Source organism: Tenacibaculum holothuriorum (genome assembly GCF_002120225.1).
GTDB classification, from domain to species: Bacteria; Bacteroidota; Bacteroidia; order Flavobacteriales; family Flavobacteriaceae; genus Polaribacter; species Polaribacter holothuriorum.
Genome location: NZ_LAPZ01000013.1, coordinates 84378 through 100703 on the forward strand (window position 1 = coordinate 84378; position 16326 = coordinate 100703).

12 protein-coding genes are annotated in these 16326 nt (G+C 31.5%); 9 read left to right on the forward strand and 3 right to left on the reverse strand.

Going from position 1 to position 16326, the window contains the following annotated elements:
• Positions 1 to 62: 62 nt before the first annotated feature.
• On the forward strand, positions 63 to 770 hold the full coding sequence (locus WH52_RS12535) for a YqjF family protein (protein ID WP_086031302.1): 708 nt from the start codon (positions 63 to 65) through the stop codon (positions 768 to 770).
• A gap of 56 nt (positions 771 to 826) precedes the next feature.
• Here the strand turns inward: WH52_RS12535 and WH52_RS12540 are convergent, their stop codons facing one another.
• Positions 827 to 4252 (reverse strand): methylmalonyl-CoA mutase family protein, encoded by a 3426-nt coding sequence (locus WH52_RS12540; RefSeq protein WP_086031303.1) that lies wholly within the window; start codon positions 4250 to 4252, stop codon positions 827 to 829.
• Between the two features lie 142 nt (positions 4253 to 4394).
• Here WH52_RS12540 and WH52_RS12545 point away from each other — a divergent pair, with 142 nt between their 5' ends.
• Entirely contained in the window at positions 4395 to 4997 is a 603-nt protein-coding gene (locus WH52_RS12545; protein ID WP_086031304.1) for a hypothetical protein, read from the forward strand.
• 69 nt (positions 4998 to 5066) lie between these two features.
• On the opposite strand, the gene WH52_RS12550 is transcribed toward WH52_RS12545, so the two are convergent.
• Together WH52_RS12550 and WH52_RS12555 are read right to left on the reverse strand one after the other, a co-directional pair.
• Positions 5067 to 5390 carry a hypothetical protein gene (locus tag WH52_RS12550; RefSeq protein WP_086031305.1) on the reverse strand — a complete coding sequence of 108 codons (324 nt, stop codon included), beginning with the start codon at positions 5388 to 5390 and terminating at the stop codon, positions 5067 to 5069.
• Positions 5391 to 5450: 60 nt separating this feature from the next.
• Positions 5451 to 6332: a LysR family transcriptional regulator gene (locus WH52_RS12555; RefSeq protein WP_086031306.1), complete on the reverse strand. Its 882-nt coding sequence runs from the start codon at positions 6330 to 6332 to the stop codon at positions 5451 to 5453.
• Between the two features lie 78 nt (positions 6333 to 6410).
• On the opposite strand from WH52_RS12555, the gene hutH reads away from it, so the two are divergent.
• The 7 genes from hutH (at position 6411) to WH52_RS12585 (ending at position 16271) form a co-directional block, all read left to right on the forward strand.
• Entirely contained in the window at positions 6411 to 7898 is a 1488-nt protein-coding gene (gene hutH / locus WH52_RS12560; protein ID WP_086031307.1) for a histidine ammonia-lyase, read from the forward strand.
• A 25-nt stretch (positions 7899 to 7923) separates the two neighbouring features.
• Entirely contained in the window at positions 7924 to 9921 is a 1998-nt protein-coding gene (locus WH52_RS12565) for a urocanate hydratase (protein WP_086031308.1), read from the forward strand.
• Between the two features lie 71 nt (positions 9922 to 9992).
• Positions 9993 to 10532 (forward strand): DUF4136 domain-containing protein, encoded by a 540-nt coding sequence (locus tag WH52_RS12570; protein WP_086031326.1) that lies wholly within the window; start codon positions 9993 to 9995, stop codon positions 10530 to 10532.
• Positions 10533 to 10677: 145 nt separating this feature from the next.
• Positions 10678 to 11565: an ABC transporter ATP-binding protein gene (locus WH52_RS12575; RefSeq protein ID WP_086031309.1), complete on the forward strand. Its 888-nt coding sequence runs from the start codon at positions 10678 to 10680 to the stop codon at positions 11563 to 11565.
• A gap of 35 nt (positions 11566 to 11600) precedes the next feature.
• A complete protein-coding gene (locus WH52_RS12580) occupies positions 11601 to 15257 on the forward strand; it encodes an ABC transporter permease/M1 family aminopeptidase (RefSeq protein WP_086031310.1) in 3657 nt (1218 codons plus the stop codon).
• 85 nt (positions 15258 to 15342) lie between these two features.
• Positions 15343 to 15510, forward strand: coding sequence for a DUF5522 domain-containing protein (locus tag WH52_RS14905; protein WP_158091378.1), 168 nt, complete (start codon positions 15343 to 15345; stop codon positions 15508 to 15510).
• 47 nt (positions 15511 to 15557) lie between these two features.
• Positions 15558 to 16271 (forward strand): DUF4197 domain-containing protein, encoded by a 714-nt coding sequence (locus WH52_RS12585; RefSeq protein ID WP_086031311.1) that lies wholly within the window; start codon positions 15558 to 15560, stop codon positions 16269 to 16271.
• Positions 16272 to 16326: the final 55 nt, after the last annotated feature.

Consider the following 16326-nt stretch of genomic DNA (forward strand, 5'->3'; position numbering starts at 1 on the left):
GAAAGTAAACCTCATAAGTATATTACCTATGAGGTTTGTGAATTATTTTAAAATAGAATGATATGAGTTTTTTAAAAGCAGAATGGCGAAAGCTAATCATGATAAACTATAAAGTAGCCCCTAAAGAGTTAATGCCCTTTGTACCAAAAGGGACAGAACTCGATTTTTATAAAGACACCTGTTATGTTAGTGTCGTTGGGTTTATGTTTTTGAATACAAAACTATTAGGAGTTAAGGTTCCATTTCATATTAATTTTGAAGAGGTAAATCTAAGATTTTATGTAAAAAGAAAAGAAGTAGATACTTATAAAAGGGGAGTTGTGTTTATCAAAGAAATTGTTCCAAAATCGGCAATTACATTTGTAGCTAATACAGTATATAATGAAAATTATCAAACATTTCCTATGAAGCATAGTTGGACAGAGGAAAATGATACATTTTCAGCTTCATATCAATGGAAAACAAATAAAAAATGGAATACAATTTCTGTTGAAAGTGGAGTAAACATAAAACCGATTCAACAAAATACTGAAATTGAGTTTATTGCAGAACATTATTGGGGATATGCAAAGAATAAAAATAGAACAACCGAGTATGAGGTAAAACATCCTACTTGGAACTATTATCCCGTTAGAAGTTTTATGATTGACATAGACTTTAAAAGTACTTACGGAAACGTTTTTTCTTTTTTAGAAACTCTAAAACCAAGTTCAGTATTTTTATTAGAAGGTTCAGAAATTAGTGTAGAAAATAAAACAATTATAAAATAAGAAAACCCTCACGTAAGAGTGAGGGTTTATAAATATTTATCAAAAGGCTAAACCTTTTACATATTGCGTCTGTACTGACCACCTACTTCAAATAAAGCAGCCGTAATTTGACCTAAAGAACATACTTTAGAAGCTTCCATTAACTTTTCAAAAATATTTTCATTCTGAATAGCTGCTGTTTGAATTTTTGCTAATTCCTCAGCAACTTTAGCTTCGTTAGCTTGATTTAAGTTTTCTTTAGTTTTTATTTGGAATTGTTTTTCTTCTTCAGTTGCTCTAATTACCTCCTGTGGAGTAACCGTTGGAGACCCTTTAGAACTTAAGAAGGTGTTAACTCCAATAATTGGGAATTCACCCGTATGCTTTAAGGTTTCATAGTATAAACTTTCTTCTTGAATTTTAGAACGCTGATACATTGTTTCCATTGCTCCTAAAACTCCACCACGCTCTGTAATTCTATCAAATTCTGTTAGTACTGCCTCTTCTACTAAATCTGTTAATTCTTCAATAATAAATGAACCTTGTATTGGGTTTTCGTTTTTCGCTAATCCTAATTCCTTATTAATGATTAACTGAATTGCCATGGCTCTACGTACACTTTCTTCTGTAGGAGTCGTAATAGCTTCATCATAAGCATTTGTATGTAAAGAATTACAGTTATCGTAAATAGCATATAACGCTTGTAAGGTTGTGCGGATATCATTAAAATCAATCTCCTGAGCATGTAATGAACGTCCTGAAGTCTGAATATGATACTTTAACATTTGAGCTCTAGGGTTTGCAGCATATTTATATTTTAATGCTTTAGCCCAAATTTTACGAGCAACACGACCAATAACTGCATATTCAGGGTCAATACCATTAGAGAAGAAGAATGATAAGTTTGGACCAAACTTATTAATATCCATTCCACGAGATAAATAATACTCCACATAAGTAAAACCATTTGCCAATGTTAAAGCTAACTGTGTGATAGGATTTGCACCTGCTTCAGCAATATGATATCCAGAGATAGAAACCGAATAGAAGTTTCTAACATTTTTCTCAATAAAATATTCTTGAACATCTCCCATTAAGCGTAAAGCAAATTCTGTAGAGAAAATACAAGTATTTTGTGCTTGATCTTCCTTTAAAATATCTGCCTGAACCGTACCACGAACCTGTGCTAAAGTAGTTGCTTTAATTTCTGCGTATACATCAGCTGGTAAAATTTGATCACCAGTAACTCCTAATAGTAATAAACCTAAACCATCGTTTCCTTCAGGTAAATCTCCATTATATTTTGGACGATCAATTCCTTTATCATCATATAGTTCTTTTAACTTAGCTTCTACTTTGCTTTCTAAACCGTGTTCTTTGATGTACTTCTCACAATTCTGATCAATTGCGGCATTCATAAAGAATCCAAGTAACATTGGGGCGGGACCATTAATAGTCATCGAAACAGAAGTCATGGCATGACTTAAATCAAAACCAGAGTATAGTTTCTTAGCATCATCTAAACAACAAATAGAAACTCCAGCATTACCAATTTTTCCATAAATATCTGGTCTATGTCCAGGGTCATTACCATATAAAGTAACCGAATCAAATGCCGTAGATAAACGTTTTGCAGGCATTCCTAAACTTACATAGTGAAAACGTCTGTTGGTTCTTTCTGGACCTCCTTCACCTGCAAACATTCTTGTAGGATCTTCACCTGTACGTTTGAAAGGGTATAATCCTGAAGCATACGGGAATTCTCCAGGAACATTTTCCTGTAAGTTCCAACGTAGCAAATCACCCCAAGCTTGATACTTTGGTAAAGCTACTTTAGGAATATCTGAGTGAGATAATGATTTTGTATGTGTTTCAATTTTAATTTCCTTATCACGTACTTTAAACGTATAAATAGGATCTTTATATTTCTTAACTTTAGTATCCCAGTTTAAAATGATTTCCCAGTTATGCGGGTCTAAATCCATTTTAACTCTGTCAAACTCGGCTACTAATAGCTTTAAAAAGTCTTTGTTTTCTTCAGTAGTATTAATAGAATTTTCGTCAATTCCTGATTTATCTAAACTAATAGTAGCTTCAGAAACACTTTCGATTGTTTTATAAATCCCATATAATTTTTGAGCTACTTTTTCCTGAGCATCTACTTTTTTGTCGTAGGCTCTATTATTTTCTGAAATTTCAGATAAATAACGAGTTCTTGCTGGTGGAATTACAAATATCTTTTCAGACATTTCTTTTGTAATTTCAAAAGTCGACTGTAAATCAGATCCAGTTTTTTCAACCAGTTTGTCCATAATCGCTTTGTAAAGCGAGTTCATTCCTGGATCGTTAAATTGAGATGCAATCGTACCAAATACAGGCATGTCATCCATATGAACATCCCATAAATTGTTATTACGCATGTATTGTTTTTTTACATCACGTAAAGCATCTAATGCACCTCTTTTATCAAATTTGTTAATTGCTACCAAATCGGCAAAATCTAGCATGTCAATTTTTTCTAACTGAGTTGCAGCACCAAATTCAGGAGTCATTACATACAATGACGTATCTGAGTGTTCAATAATTTCGGTATCTGATTGTCCAATACCAGAAGTTTCTAAGATGATTAAATCAAATTCAGCAGCTTTTAATACTTCAACAGCTTCGTTTACATATTTTGATAACGCTAAATTAGATTGACGAGTTGCCAACGAACGCATATATACTCGTTCATTGTTAATTGCATTCATACGAATACGGTCTCCTAATAAAGCTCCTCCCGTTTTTCTTTTAGAGGGATCTACAGAAATTAATCCGATAGTTTTATTTGGGAAATCAATTAAAAAACGACGTACTAATTCGTCAACTAAACTCGATTTACCAGCACCTCCAGTACCTGTAATTCCTAAAACAGGAGTTTTAGAATCTTTATTTTTTTCATGGATAATATCTAAACTTTCTTTAGCAACTTCTGGGAAGTTTTCTGCTGAAGAAATAACACGAGCAATACTTCCAATTTCTTTGTCTGCTAAATTATTTACTTCACCATTTAGGGTATCACCAATTGCAAAATCTGATTTTTCAACTAAATCATTGATCATTCCTTGCAACCCTAATTCACGACCATCATCTGGAGAATAAATACGAGTAATTCCATAATCCATTAATTCCTTAATTTCTTCAGGAAGTATTACTCCACCACCGCCACCAAATATTTTAATATGTCCAGCACCTTTTTCTTGAAGAAGGTCGTACATATATTTAAAATATTCATTGTGTCCTCCTTGGTAAGAGGTCATTGCAATAGCATTGGCATCTTCCTGTATAGCACAGTTTACAACTTCTTCTACACTTCTGTCGTGTCCTAAGTGAATTACTTCAACCCCAGTAGATTGAATAATTCTACGCATAATATTGATTGCTGCATCATGCCCGTCGAATAATGAGGCTGCAGTAACAATTCTTACTTTATGTTTTGGTTTATAAGGAGCTATTTGTTCCATTCGTAAATTGTCTTGATTTTCGGGTACGCAATTTACGGAAATAATAAAGAATATGTAGTTTTTGAAAATCAAAAATACCTAATTTTAGGTATGTTATAGTCTGTAGAATGTAGTGATATTTGACAAATTAAAAACTTTACAGATGAAAAGAATTTTACATTTTTGTTTTATTTTATTTTTTTTAGCCTTTATCGGTTGTTCAGATAGTTCAGAAGATTTAAAGGAGTTTGATGGTTCAATAGAATCAATTGAGAGTTTTATATCACCAGAAACAGTTAACGCTATGAAAAATTTAGGGTTTGTTTTCAATACAGGTAACACACCTCCTAATATTGAAGGTAGTTATCTCATGAGTGAGAATATTTTGAAAAAAACAACTGTAGTTCCTGATTATATTCCAGGGTTTAGATTCACAAATATTCTTTATACTTTTTCTAACCAAAATGGTGTTAATTTAGATTTTAAATCGAAACAAGGAAGTCAAATATCAGAAGGAAAAGGTTCATTTATTTCAGGTGAAGGAAATAAATTTTCTATTTATTTAAAAACTAAAACTCGAATTAATAATTCAGTAGAAGCTATTACTGTTGAAGCTTTATCAGGAGAGTATACAGATACAGGGATAAAAAACTTAATATCTATTTCAGTTATGTTAGATGATAAAGGAGATCCAGATAATGTATATATTGATAACAATACTGGAAGATTATTTTATGACAAAGATGGTTTCTCACCTAAGCAATAATTTTAAAGATTATTTGAATTTAAAAAAGAGAATTTACAGTAGTAAATTCTCTTTTTTTAACGATTCTACTTATAGATACTTTAAAAAAGAGAATAATTTTCTTTTCTCTAAATAATATAAATTAGATTCATTTAAATAGGCTTCACGTTCAAAACTTAAATTTTTATAAGCTAAGAATCCGTTTTTATACTTTAAAAGCTTAATAAACCATTCTAAGCCATAAAACAGATAGAAGAAAATAATGAGTAACTCTTGTTGCTGCTTTAAATGGATTTTTTCGTGATTTACAAGTTCATAATTAAGTTTTAAATCTTTTCTTTTTAAAAAAATGAAAGGATATAAAGTTAAGCCAACAAAACCTTTAGGGATGATATGTTTTGAGATTAATATCATAGTTAAATAGTAGTCTATTTGGTTGTGGTAAAGATAGTTAAATTAAATGGATACTTTTGATTATCCTAATTTTTCTATCAAAGACTTTACCATCGGATTTCGATTCTGTTCGTTCCAAACAACAGATAAAGTAGTACGTTGTTTAATCTTTGTGAGTTCAATAAATTTTACATTCATATTATAACCATATTGTAATGATTTTGGAACGATTGATAGTCCGAAATTATTTTCTACTAATTTGTAAATAGATGCAGCGTGAATGGTATTATGAGATACAATGGGGGTAAACCCGCTATCAGTAAAAATTTGCATTACTTTTTCGTAATAAGAAGGACTATAAGAAGGGTCGAATAGAATAAAAGACTCATCTTTTAACTGTTGTAAATTTTTAAAATTATGTTCATCAATCGGATGATTTTTAGGAAGAACAAGACAAAAAGTTTCTTCTAAAATAGGTTGTAACCTAAGTCCTCTGGGGATACGATCTAAACGAATAAAACCTATGTCAATATGATAAGATAATAAATTGTCTATTTGTTGTTGATTATCCATTTCTTGAAAACCAAATTGTACATCAGGATGTTCTTTTTTAAAGTGAAGCAGTAGATTAGGTATAATTTCTTGCATTGCAGAACCCACATAACCAAAATCTAATTTACCATGCTTTCCTTCATGTAATAGTTTTGCGTAATCTAAGATGTTGTCAAGTTTTTTTAAGTTTTGAGTTAATTCATTTTTTAAGAAAGTTCCAGCAGTTGTTAATAAGACTTTTCTATTGTGTCTTTCAAATAATTGAATACCCAAATCATCTTCCATTTGCTTGATCTGTCTACTCAAACCAGGTTGTGAAATAAACAAACGTTCGGCAGCTTTTCTAAAATGCAAATCTTCAGCAACTGCTAAAAAATAACGTAAATGTCTTAATTCTATCTGATAACTCATAATTATTAATTGACGACAAAATTAGTCTTGTTAAGCATCAAAAATACAAGTAATTTTGTAAAAAACGAAGTAAAGAATATGTTTAAATACGGAATAGATCATTTAACAGTAGATAAAGTAATTGCAATTGCTAAGGGTGAGTTAAAAGCAGTTATTACAGAAGCTGTTAAAGAAAAAGTAAATGTTTGTAGAGCAAAGGTAGAAACCATGGCAAATTCTGATGCTGCGGTATACGGAATTAATACAGGGTTTGGACCTTTGTGTGATGTACAAATTACTCCAGAAGAAACGAGTAAATTACAAGAGAACTTATTGATAACCCATGCCGTTGGAGTTGGGAATCCAATTGATAAAACCTTGTCTAAAATTATGATGATTTGTAAAGTACATGCTTTATGTCAAGGATTTTCAGGAGTTCGTTTAGAAATGATAGAACGTATTGTTTATTTTATTGAAAACAATATTTTACCAGTAGTTCCAGAGCAAGGTTCGGTCGGTGCCTCAGGTGATTTAGCTCCGTTATCACATTTATTTTTACCGTTGCTAGGTGAAGGTGAATTTTGGGTAAAGGATGAGATATTACCTGCAAAAGAAGTATTGGCAAACCATGGTTTAGAACCATTAACTTTAATGGCAAAAGAAGGGTTAGGTTTAATTAATGGTACTCAGTTTATTTTATCACATGCAATCGTAGGATTGAAAAAGATGGAGTATTTATTAGACCTAGCAGATGTTGCAGGAGCGATGACTTTAGAGGGGTATTCAGGAAATGTTTCACCATTTAAAGAAGAATTGCATAAAATTCGTCCGTTTAAAGGAAATTTAAAAGTAGCAGAACGTATGCGTATATTACTAAAAGGTTCACAAAATGTAGAAGATACGAGTTTCCCAAGGGTGCAAGACCCATATTCAATTCGTTGTATGCCTCAAGTTCATGGAGCTTCGAGAAATGCTTTTAATCATTTGAATGAATTGGCAGAGATAGAGATGAACTCTGTAACAGACAACCCGATTGTATTAAGTGAAACAGAAGCAATTTCAGGAGGGAATTTCCACGGACAACCTTTAGCCATGGCTTTAGATTATGCTTCTATAGCAGCAGCCGAATTAGGAAATATTTCTGACAGGCGTTGTTATTTATTATTAGAAGGAAAATACGGATTACCAAGATTGTTAACTACTGCAGGAGGGTTAAACTCTGGGTTTATGATTCCACAGTATACCACAGCAGCTTTGGTTACTGAAAACAAATCATTATGTTTTCCTCCATCAGCAGATAGTGTTCCAACTTCATTAGGACAAGAAGATCATGTGTCTATGGGAAGTATTTCAGGAAGAAAATTCAATCAGATTTTAGGAAACTTAGACAAAATTTTTGCCATTGAGTTGATGTATGCTGCACAAGCCATGGAATTTAGAAGACCTAATACATTTTCAGAAATTATTGAAGAAAACTTCTCAATAGTTAGAAGTAAAGTAGCTAAGTTAGAAGAAGATCGTGTGTTAAAAGACGATATCAACATATTGGTAACAATGGTTAAAAATCAAGATTTTAAGGTAGCATAATTTATAGTTTTAAAAAGAAAGTAGTATGACATTTAAAGAACAAATTCAACAAGGAATACCGAATATATTACCTCCAAAAAAGGAATATGATACCACTATAAATCATGCTCCAAAACGTAAAGAAATACTAACAGATGAAGAAAAGAAGTTAGCATTAAGAAATGCTTTACGTTATTTTGATAAAAAGGATCATGCAGAATTATTACCTGAGTTTAAAGAGGAATTAGAAAAATACGGACGTATTTACATGTATCGTTTTAGACCAGATTACAGAATGTATGCCCGTCCAATTGAAGAATATCCTGGGAATTCTTTACAAGCAAGATCTATCATGGTAATGATTCAAAATAACTTAGACTATGCCGTTGCACAACACCCACATGAACTAATTACGTATGGAGGTAATGGAGCTGTATTTTCTAACTGGGCACAGTATTTATTAACCATGAAGTACTTATCTGAAATGACAGATGAGCAAACTTTGGTAATGTATTCAGGACACCCAATGGGATTATTCCCTTCACATAAAGATGCACCGAGAGTAGTTGTAACTAATGGAATGATGATTCCTAATTATTCTAAGCCAGACGATTGGGAAAAATTCAATGCATTGGGAGTAACTCAGTACGGTCAAATGACAGCTGGTAGTTATATGTATATTGGTCCACAAGGGATTGTTCATGGAACAACTATTACCGTATTAAACGGATTTAGAAAAATAGGGAAGTCTCCAAAAGGAAACTTATTTGTGACTGCTGGTTTAGGAGGAATGAGTGGAGCACAACCGAAAGCTGGAAACATTGCAGGATGTATTACCGTTTGTGCTGAGGTGAATCCGAAGATTACACAAGTGCGTTTAGATCAAAAATGGATCGATGAAAAGATTACTGATTTAGATGAATTAGTAGCGCGTGTTCGCAAGGCAAAAGAAAGCAAAGAAGTTGTTTCTTTAGCATACTTAGGAAATGTTGTAGACGTTTGGGAGAAGTTTGCAGAAGAAGATATTCATATTGATTTAGGGTCAGATCAAACTTCGTTACACAATCCTTGGGCAGGAGGATATTATCCAGCGGATATTTCGTTTGAAGAATCAAATGAAATGATGGCGAATAATCCTGAGTTATTTAAGGAGAAAGTGCAAGAAACTTTACGTCGTCATGCAAAAGCAATTAATAAGCATACAGCAAAAGGAACCTACTTCTTCGATTATGGAAATGCCTTCTTATTAGAAGCAAGTAGAGCAGGAGCAGATGTAATGAATCCAAATCCAACTTTAGGAAGAGAATTTAAATACCCAAGTTACGTACAAGATATTATGGGACCAATGTGTTTTGATTATGGTTTTGGACCATTCCGTTGGGTATGTGCTTCAGGTAAGCCAGAAGATTTAGCTAAAACAGATGCAATTGCTTGCGAAGTTTTAGAAGAAATCATGAAAAATTCACCAGAAGAAATTCAGCAACAAATGGCCGATAATATTCAGTGGATTAAAGGAGCTCAAGAGAATAAATTAGTAGTAGGGTCTCAAGCACGTATTTTATATGCAGATGCTGAAGGACGTATGAAAATAGCGCAAGCATTTAATGAAGCTATCGAAAGGGGAGAAATTGGTCCAGTAGTATTAGGTCGTGATCATCATGATGTATCTGGAACTGATTCACCTTATAGAGAAACTTCGAATATTTACGACGGTTCTCGTTTTACAGCAGATATGGCTATTCATAATGTAATTGGAGATAGTTTTAGAGGTGCAACTTGGGTCTCAATCCACAATGGAGGTGGAGTAGGATGGGGTGAAGTTATGAACGGAGGATTTGGCATGCTTCTTGATGGTTCTTTAGATGCATCAAGACGCTTAAAATCAATGCTTTTCTGGGATGTTAATAACGGAATTGCACGAAGAAGTTGGGCACGAAATGAAGAAGCTGTTTTTGCAATAAAACGTGCTATGGAAGTAGAACCTAATTTAAAAGTTACACTTCCTAATATAGTAGATGATGCTTTGTTAAATAATGTAGAATAATCTTTACCCTTAAATACCTTAAGAGTAGTGGTTGTTGTACATTTTAAATGTTTAATTTAAAGCCTTTTAAAATGAAATTAGTAAAACCACTACTCTTATTTCTTACACTTAGTTTATTTACTGCATGTAGTTCAGTTAAAGTAGCAACTGATTACGATACCAAAGTAAATTTCAATGAATATAAAACCTTTGCTTTTTACAAAACAGGTATTGATAAAGCACCAATTTCTGATTTAGATAAAAAGAGAATTATGCGTGCTGTTGAGGCTGAATTAATAGCCAAAGGAATGACAAAATCATCTAATCCAGATGTGCTGGTTAGTTTATTTACAAAATCAAGAGAACGAATTAATATAAATGAAAATAACTTCGGTTACGGCTGGGGTTGGCATCCATGGATGTGGGGAGGTCCAAACCGTATCAATGTAAATCAGTATACTGAGGGTACTTTATTTTTAGATATTATTGATGCTAAAAAGAAAGAATTGGTATGGCAAGGAATTGGTAGTGGAGCTTTGAAAATGAGTAATATGGAAAAAAGAGAAGCTCGTATCAAAGAATTTGTTAAAGAAATTATGGCAAAATACCCTCCAGGTAGCGAAAAGAAGTAAACATAAAGAAGTTTTAAAACTTTAAAAACGTCAAGCTAAATTTTAGCTTGACGTTTTTTTATAAAAAAATGTTAAAGAAAATGTAACAAATCAACTTTTTTTTCTTCTGATAGGAAATTAATAAAATCAACAAAACCAAAATACTATGAGATTAGTTATAGAGAATTTAACTAAAACTTACAAAAATGGTGTAAAAGCTATTGATAATTTAAATTTAGAAATTGGTACAGGAATGTTTGGGTTATTAGGACCTAATGGAGCAGGTAAATCGTCTTTAATGCGTACCATTGCAACTTTACAAAGTCCAGATGGAGGATCTATTACTTTTGATGGAATCAACGTATTAAAAAATCCGATGGAATTTAGAAAAACATTAGGGTATTTACCACAATCGTTTGGAGTGTACCCAAAAATGTCAGCAGAAGATTTATTAGACTACTTTGCTACTTTAAAAGGAATTTCTTCAAAAGCCGATCGTCAAAAAATTATCAAAGAAGTTTTAGAAATAACTAACTTATATGAAGTAAGAAAAAAGTATGTAGCTGGTTATTCTGGAGGAATGAAACAACGTTTTGGAATTGCTCAGTTATTATTAAATAATCCGAAATTAATTATTGTAGATGAGCCAACTGCAGGATTAGACCCAGCAGAAAGAAGACGGTTCTTAAATGTTCTTAGAGAAGTAGGAACCAATTCAACAGTAATATTTTCTACACATATAGTAGAAGATGTAAAGGAATTGTGTAATGAAATGGCAATTTTAAACGGAGGTAGAATTTTAAAACATACAACTCCGTTAGAATCAACCAAAGAAATTGAAGGACAAATCTGGACAAAAAGTATTGATCGAGACGATTTAGAAAAACACGAAGCCGAGTATAATGTGCTTTCTTCAAACTATAATGAAGATAATTCATTAAACATTCGAGTGTTTTCTGAAACACAACCTTCTGAAGATTTTATAGCTACAAAACCTCAGTTAGATGATGTGTATTTTATTGCTTTAAAACAAGATGAACCTGTTACTGCGTAAGTAAAAGGTAACGTTGAATTTAAAAAGATAAAATTATGTTTTCTACAATATTTACACACGAACTTAAATACTGGTTTAAGAAACCAGCGTTTTATATTTATGCAGCCATACTTTTTATAATTTCTATATTTTTCTCTGCAGCTTCTGCAGGAATTTTTGATAGTATTACAGTTTCTGTTGGAGGTAACAAGATTGTAAATTCACCTATGGGAATTTATGGAATGTTTAACGGAATGTCGCAGCTTATTTTCTTTTTATTACCATCAATTATTGGGGTAACTATTTTTAGAGATTATAAGAGTGAAATGCACTCGATATTATATTCTTATCCATTTACGAAAGCAAGTTATTTATTCGCAAAATTTTTAAGCGGATTGATAATTGTTACCTTACTTGTTTTTGTAATTGGGTTAGCAGTAATGATTGGTTTTAGATTACCAGGAACCAATTCTGAAATTGTTGGAGCTTTTAATTTCGGATCATATTTACACTCGTATTTAGTATATATAATTCCGAATTTAATCTTATTTGGAGCTATTGTTTTTGCAGTAGTAACTTTTACAAGAAATATTGCAGCAGGATTTATTACTGTAATTGCATTAATGTTTATTCAAGGATTAACGCAAGGACTATTGTCAGAAGAAGAAAACCGATTTTTAGCAGGTTTAATTGACCCTTACGGAAATGCATCACTTCAATATTATACAAGATATTGGACGCTGGCTGAACAAAATGATTTATCACTACCATTTAAAGGCTTAATTATTTACAACAGATTACTTTGGTTGGGAGTTGCAGGTGTAGTTTTTGGTTTAGTTTACAAGTATTTTTCATTTAGTCAAAGTGCAATTTCATTATCATTCTTTAAAAAGGAAAAAGGAGAAAGAGTAACAAAGAAAAATTTTGGAGGAATTACTAGAGTTCAATTACCAAAGGTAAATTATAATTTTTCTTTTGTTGAAAATTTAAAAGCTGCTTGGAAATTAGCAAAAGTAGATTTTAAATATATAGTTAAAGCTTTACCGTTTATAGCTATTGTTTTAGTAGGTTTAATTTTAGCGTTAATAACCTTGTCTGAAGTAGGTAATATTTTAGGAACTAAAACATTACCTGTAACTTGGAAAACATTACAAAGTGCAACAGGTGCATTTGTGTTACCAATTAACTTAATTACTTTTTTATATGCAGGTATGTTGGTGCATAGGGGAAAAATGGCAAAAGCGAATCATTTAGTAGATGTTACACCAACACCAAACTGGGTTTTATGGTTATCTAAATTAATCGCTTTATTAAAAGTACAATTAATTTTATTAGCAGTAGTAATGTTGTCAGGGGTAATTTATCAAACTTATAAAGGGTTTTATAATTTTGAAATTACGCACTATATGTACGAATTGTTTGTACTACAGTTTTTACATTTTGCTATTTGGGCGTTAATGGCATTGTTTATTCAAACTTTAGTAGGAAATGCTTATTTAGGATTGTTCATCTTATTAGTATTAAACATTGGTTTACCATTGTTAACTTTAGCTGGAGTAGAACAATCTATTTTTAAATATAACCAAGGACCATCTTTCAGATATTCAGACATGAATGGTTATGGTTCTTCTTTAAGAAGCTATTTAATCTATAAAACATATTGGTTACTAGGTGGATTAATATTATTAGTATTTACAAGTTTGTTTTGGGTACGTGGAATTCCACATTCATTCAAAGAAAGATTATCAATATTTAAGGAACGTTTTAATGTAAAAACAGGAGGGGTAATAGCTGTTTTATTAATTGGTTTCTTAGGAATAGGAGGAAATCTTTACTATGAAAATAATATTAAAAACAAACGTACTTCAAGAAAAGAACGAGAAGAGCAAAGAGTACAATGGGAAAAGGATTATAAAAAGTACGAAGGAAAAGCACAACCAAGAATTGTTGCTGTAAACGTAGATGTGAATATTTTTCCGAAGAAATTAGATTTTAATGCTTCAGGAACGTATAAAATGATTAATAAAACGAATGAAGCTATTGATAGTTTATTCTTAGATCATAACTCATATCCAAGTACTTTTGAATTTAATAAACCAGTAACCTTAGTTCATGAAGATACGATTCAAAACTTTGATATTTATCAGTTAGAAAAATCGTTACAACCTGGTGATAGTTTAGAACTAAATTTTACGGTTAAAAACAAAGAGAATACCTTCTTTAGAAAGAATTCACCAGTGCGTTACAATGGTACGTTTATTAATAACTTCCAATTATTTCCAAGATTTGGATATCAAGACGGAAGCGAACTTACCGATAATAAAACTCGTAAGAAATACGGATTACCAAAGAACGATTTAAAACCACATCCGTCAGATAGTACAGCTTTAGGAAATACCTATATTTCTAAAGATGCAGATTGGATAGATTTTGAAGCAACAGTATCTACTTCAGAAGATCAAATAGCTATTGCTCCAGGGTATTTGCAAAAGGAATGGATTAAAGATGGACGTCGTTATTTCCATTATAAAATGGATAGTAAGATCTTAAATTTCTATGCATTTAATTCAGCAAAGTACCAAGTTAAGAAAGATAAGTGGAATGATGTAAATTTAGAAATCTACTATCAAAAAGGACACGAATATAACTTAGATCGAATGATGAAAGGAATTAAAGCTTCTTTAGATTATAACTCTAAAAACTTTAGTCCATATCAGCACAAACAAGTTCGTATTATTGAGTTCCCTAAAACAGGAGGAAGTTTTGCACAATCGTTCCCGAATACTATTCCATATTCAGAAAGTGTTGGGTTTATTGCTGAGGTGAATAAAGAAGATACAGGAGTAGATTATCCGTTTGCAATTACTGTACACGAACTAGCGCATCAATGGTTTGCACATCAGGTAATTGGTGCTGATGTTTTAGGAGCAACAATGATGTCTGAAAGTATGTCAGAATACGTTTCTTTAAAAGTCTTAGAACATGCAGAAGGAAAATCGGAAATGCGTAAGTTTTTAAAGAAAGCTTTAGATGGATATTTAACACAACGTACTTTCGAGCGTAAACGTGAAAAGCCATTAATGTATAATGATGGACAAGGATATATTCATTACCAAAAAGGATCGTTAGTTTTTTATGCATTAAGTGATTATATCGGTGAAGAAAAATTGAATAATGCTTTAAAAGAGTATGTAGAAAAAGTAAAGTTTCAAAACGCTCCGTATACAACTTCTATCGAAATGGTAGATAAAATACGTGAAGTTACTCCCGATAGTTTACAATACGTAATTAAAGACATGTTTGAAACAATTACATTGTACAGAAACCGTATCACTAAGGTAGATTCTAAAAAGTTAGACAACGGAAAATATCAGGTAGATATTGAGTTCGACGTATCTAAATATCGTAATGATGATAAAGGAAAACGCTTTTACGGAGAAAAAGTAGGAGATACAATTTCGTATAAAACTGAAAAAATGAAAAAACCTATTCTTTCGGTTCCATTAGCTGATTATATAGATATAGGAATTTTTGGAGAAACCGAAGTAGATGGTAAGAAAAAAGAAAAAGAACTGTATTTAAAGAAACATAAGATTACTCAAATTCATAACAAGATTTCAATTATTGTTGATGAAAAACCTATTGAAGTTGGTGTAGATCCTTACAACAAATTAATAGATACTCAATCCGACGATAATAGAAGAAAGTTATAAATTAGTTTATTTAGTATTTTGATTTTAAAAGACTGTCTGTAAAGGCAGTCTTTTTTTGTGTATAAAAACTATTACTTTTGCAGTTATGTATAGGCAACGTATAGAATTAGAAGAAGGAGATTATTATCTTAATGAGCAAGGTTATAAAGTGTTTACAGAACAATTTCATTTAAGAAGAGGGTATTGCTGTAAGAGTGGATGTAAACACTGTCCATATGGTTATGATAAAAAAACAGATAGTTTTAAAAAATAAGTGACTATTATAACGTTATTGTATCTAAAGAAGTAAATAAAACAACAATGATAAAAAGAGTATTAATTTTTATAGTAGCATTACAATTTATTGGTTGTGCAGAATTACAAAAAGTAGTAAATCAATTACCAAATCAAGGAGGAGTTTTAACCCAAGAACAAATAGGTAGTGGTTTACGACAAGCATTAGATAATGGTATTCAAAACCAAGTATCTAAGTTAACAGCTAAAGACGGATTTTATAAAAACAATTTGGTGAAAATTTTATTACCAAAAGAGTTACGTGTTGTAGATGAAGGATTACGTAAAATAGGTTTAAGTTCATTAGCAGATGAAGGGCTAAGAGCTATTAACAGAACTGCAGAGGATGCTGTAAAGACGGCAACTCCTATTTTTGTTAATGCAGTAAAAGAAATTACTTTTAACGATGCTAAAAACATTTTATTAGGAGAACAAAATGCAGCTACAATGTATTTAGAAGGAAAAACAAATACAGCGTTATACAATCAGTTTAATCCTGTGATTAAGAATTCATTTGCTAAAGTTGGAGCTGATAAGATTTGGGGAGATTTAATTACAAAATACAATAGTATTCCATTTGTAAAAAAAGTGAATCCAGATTTAACAGATTATGTAACTACCGAAGCTTTAAAAGGAGTGTTTACTATGATTGCTGTTGAAGAAAAAGGAATACGTGAAAAAGTAGGACTAAGAAATACAGCTCTTTTACGTAAAGTATTTGCATTACAGGATAACAGATAATTTATTTTTATTTTAAAATATTACAAGAGCTTTCTATTAGTAGGAAGCTTTTTTT

Bases quoted from the DNA above. Each gene is read 5' to 3' on its own strand.
- WH52_RS12535 (WP_086031302.1), top strand. From the start codon at position 63: ATGAGTTTTTTAAAAGCAGAATGGCGAAAGCTAATCATGATAAACTAT.
- WH52_RS12540 (WP_086031303.1), bottom strand. From the start codon at position 4,252: ATGGAACAAATAGCTCCTTATAAACCAAAACATAAAGTAAGAATTGTT.
- WH52_RS12545 (WP_086031304.1), top strand. From the start codon at position 4,395: ATGAAAAGAATTTTACATTTTTGTTTTATTTTATTTTTTTTAGCCTTT.
- WH52_RS12550 (WP_086031305.1), bottom strand. From the start codon at position 5,390: ATGATATTAATCTCAAAACATATCATCCCTAAAGGTTTTGTTGGCTTA.
- WH52_RS12555 (WP_086031306.1), bottom strand. From the start codon at position 6,332: ATGAGTTATCAGATAGAATTAAGACATTTACGTTATTTTTTAGCAGTT.
- hutH (WP_086031307.1), top strand. From the start codon at position 6,411: ATGTTTAAATACGGAATAGATCATTTAACAGTAGATAAAGTAATTGCA.
- WH52_RS12565 (WP_086031308.1), top strand. From the start codon at position 7,924: ATGACATTTAAAGAACAAATTCAACAAGGAATACCGAATATATTACCT.
- WH52_RS12570 (WP_086031326.1), top strand. From the start codon at position 9,993: ATGAAATTAGTAAAACCACTACTCTTATTTCTTACACTTAGTTTATTT.
- WH52_RS12575 (WP_086031309.1), top strand. From the start codon at position 10,678: ATGAGATTAGTTATAGAGAATTTAACTAAAACTTACAAAAATGGTGTA.
- WH52_RS12580 (WP_086031310.1), top strand. From the start codon at position 11,601: ATGTTTTCTACAATATTTACACACGAACTTAAATACTGGTTTAAGAAA.
- WH52_RS14905 (WP_158091378.1), top strand. From the start codon at position 15,343: ATGTATAGGCAACGTATAGAATTAGAAGAAGGAGATTATTATCTTAAT.
- WH52_RS12585 (WP_086031311.1), top strand. From the start codon at position 15,558: ATGATAAAAAGAGTATTAATTTTTATAGTAGCATTACAATTTATTGGT.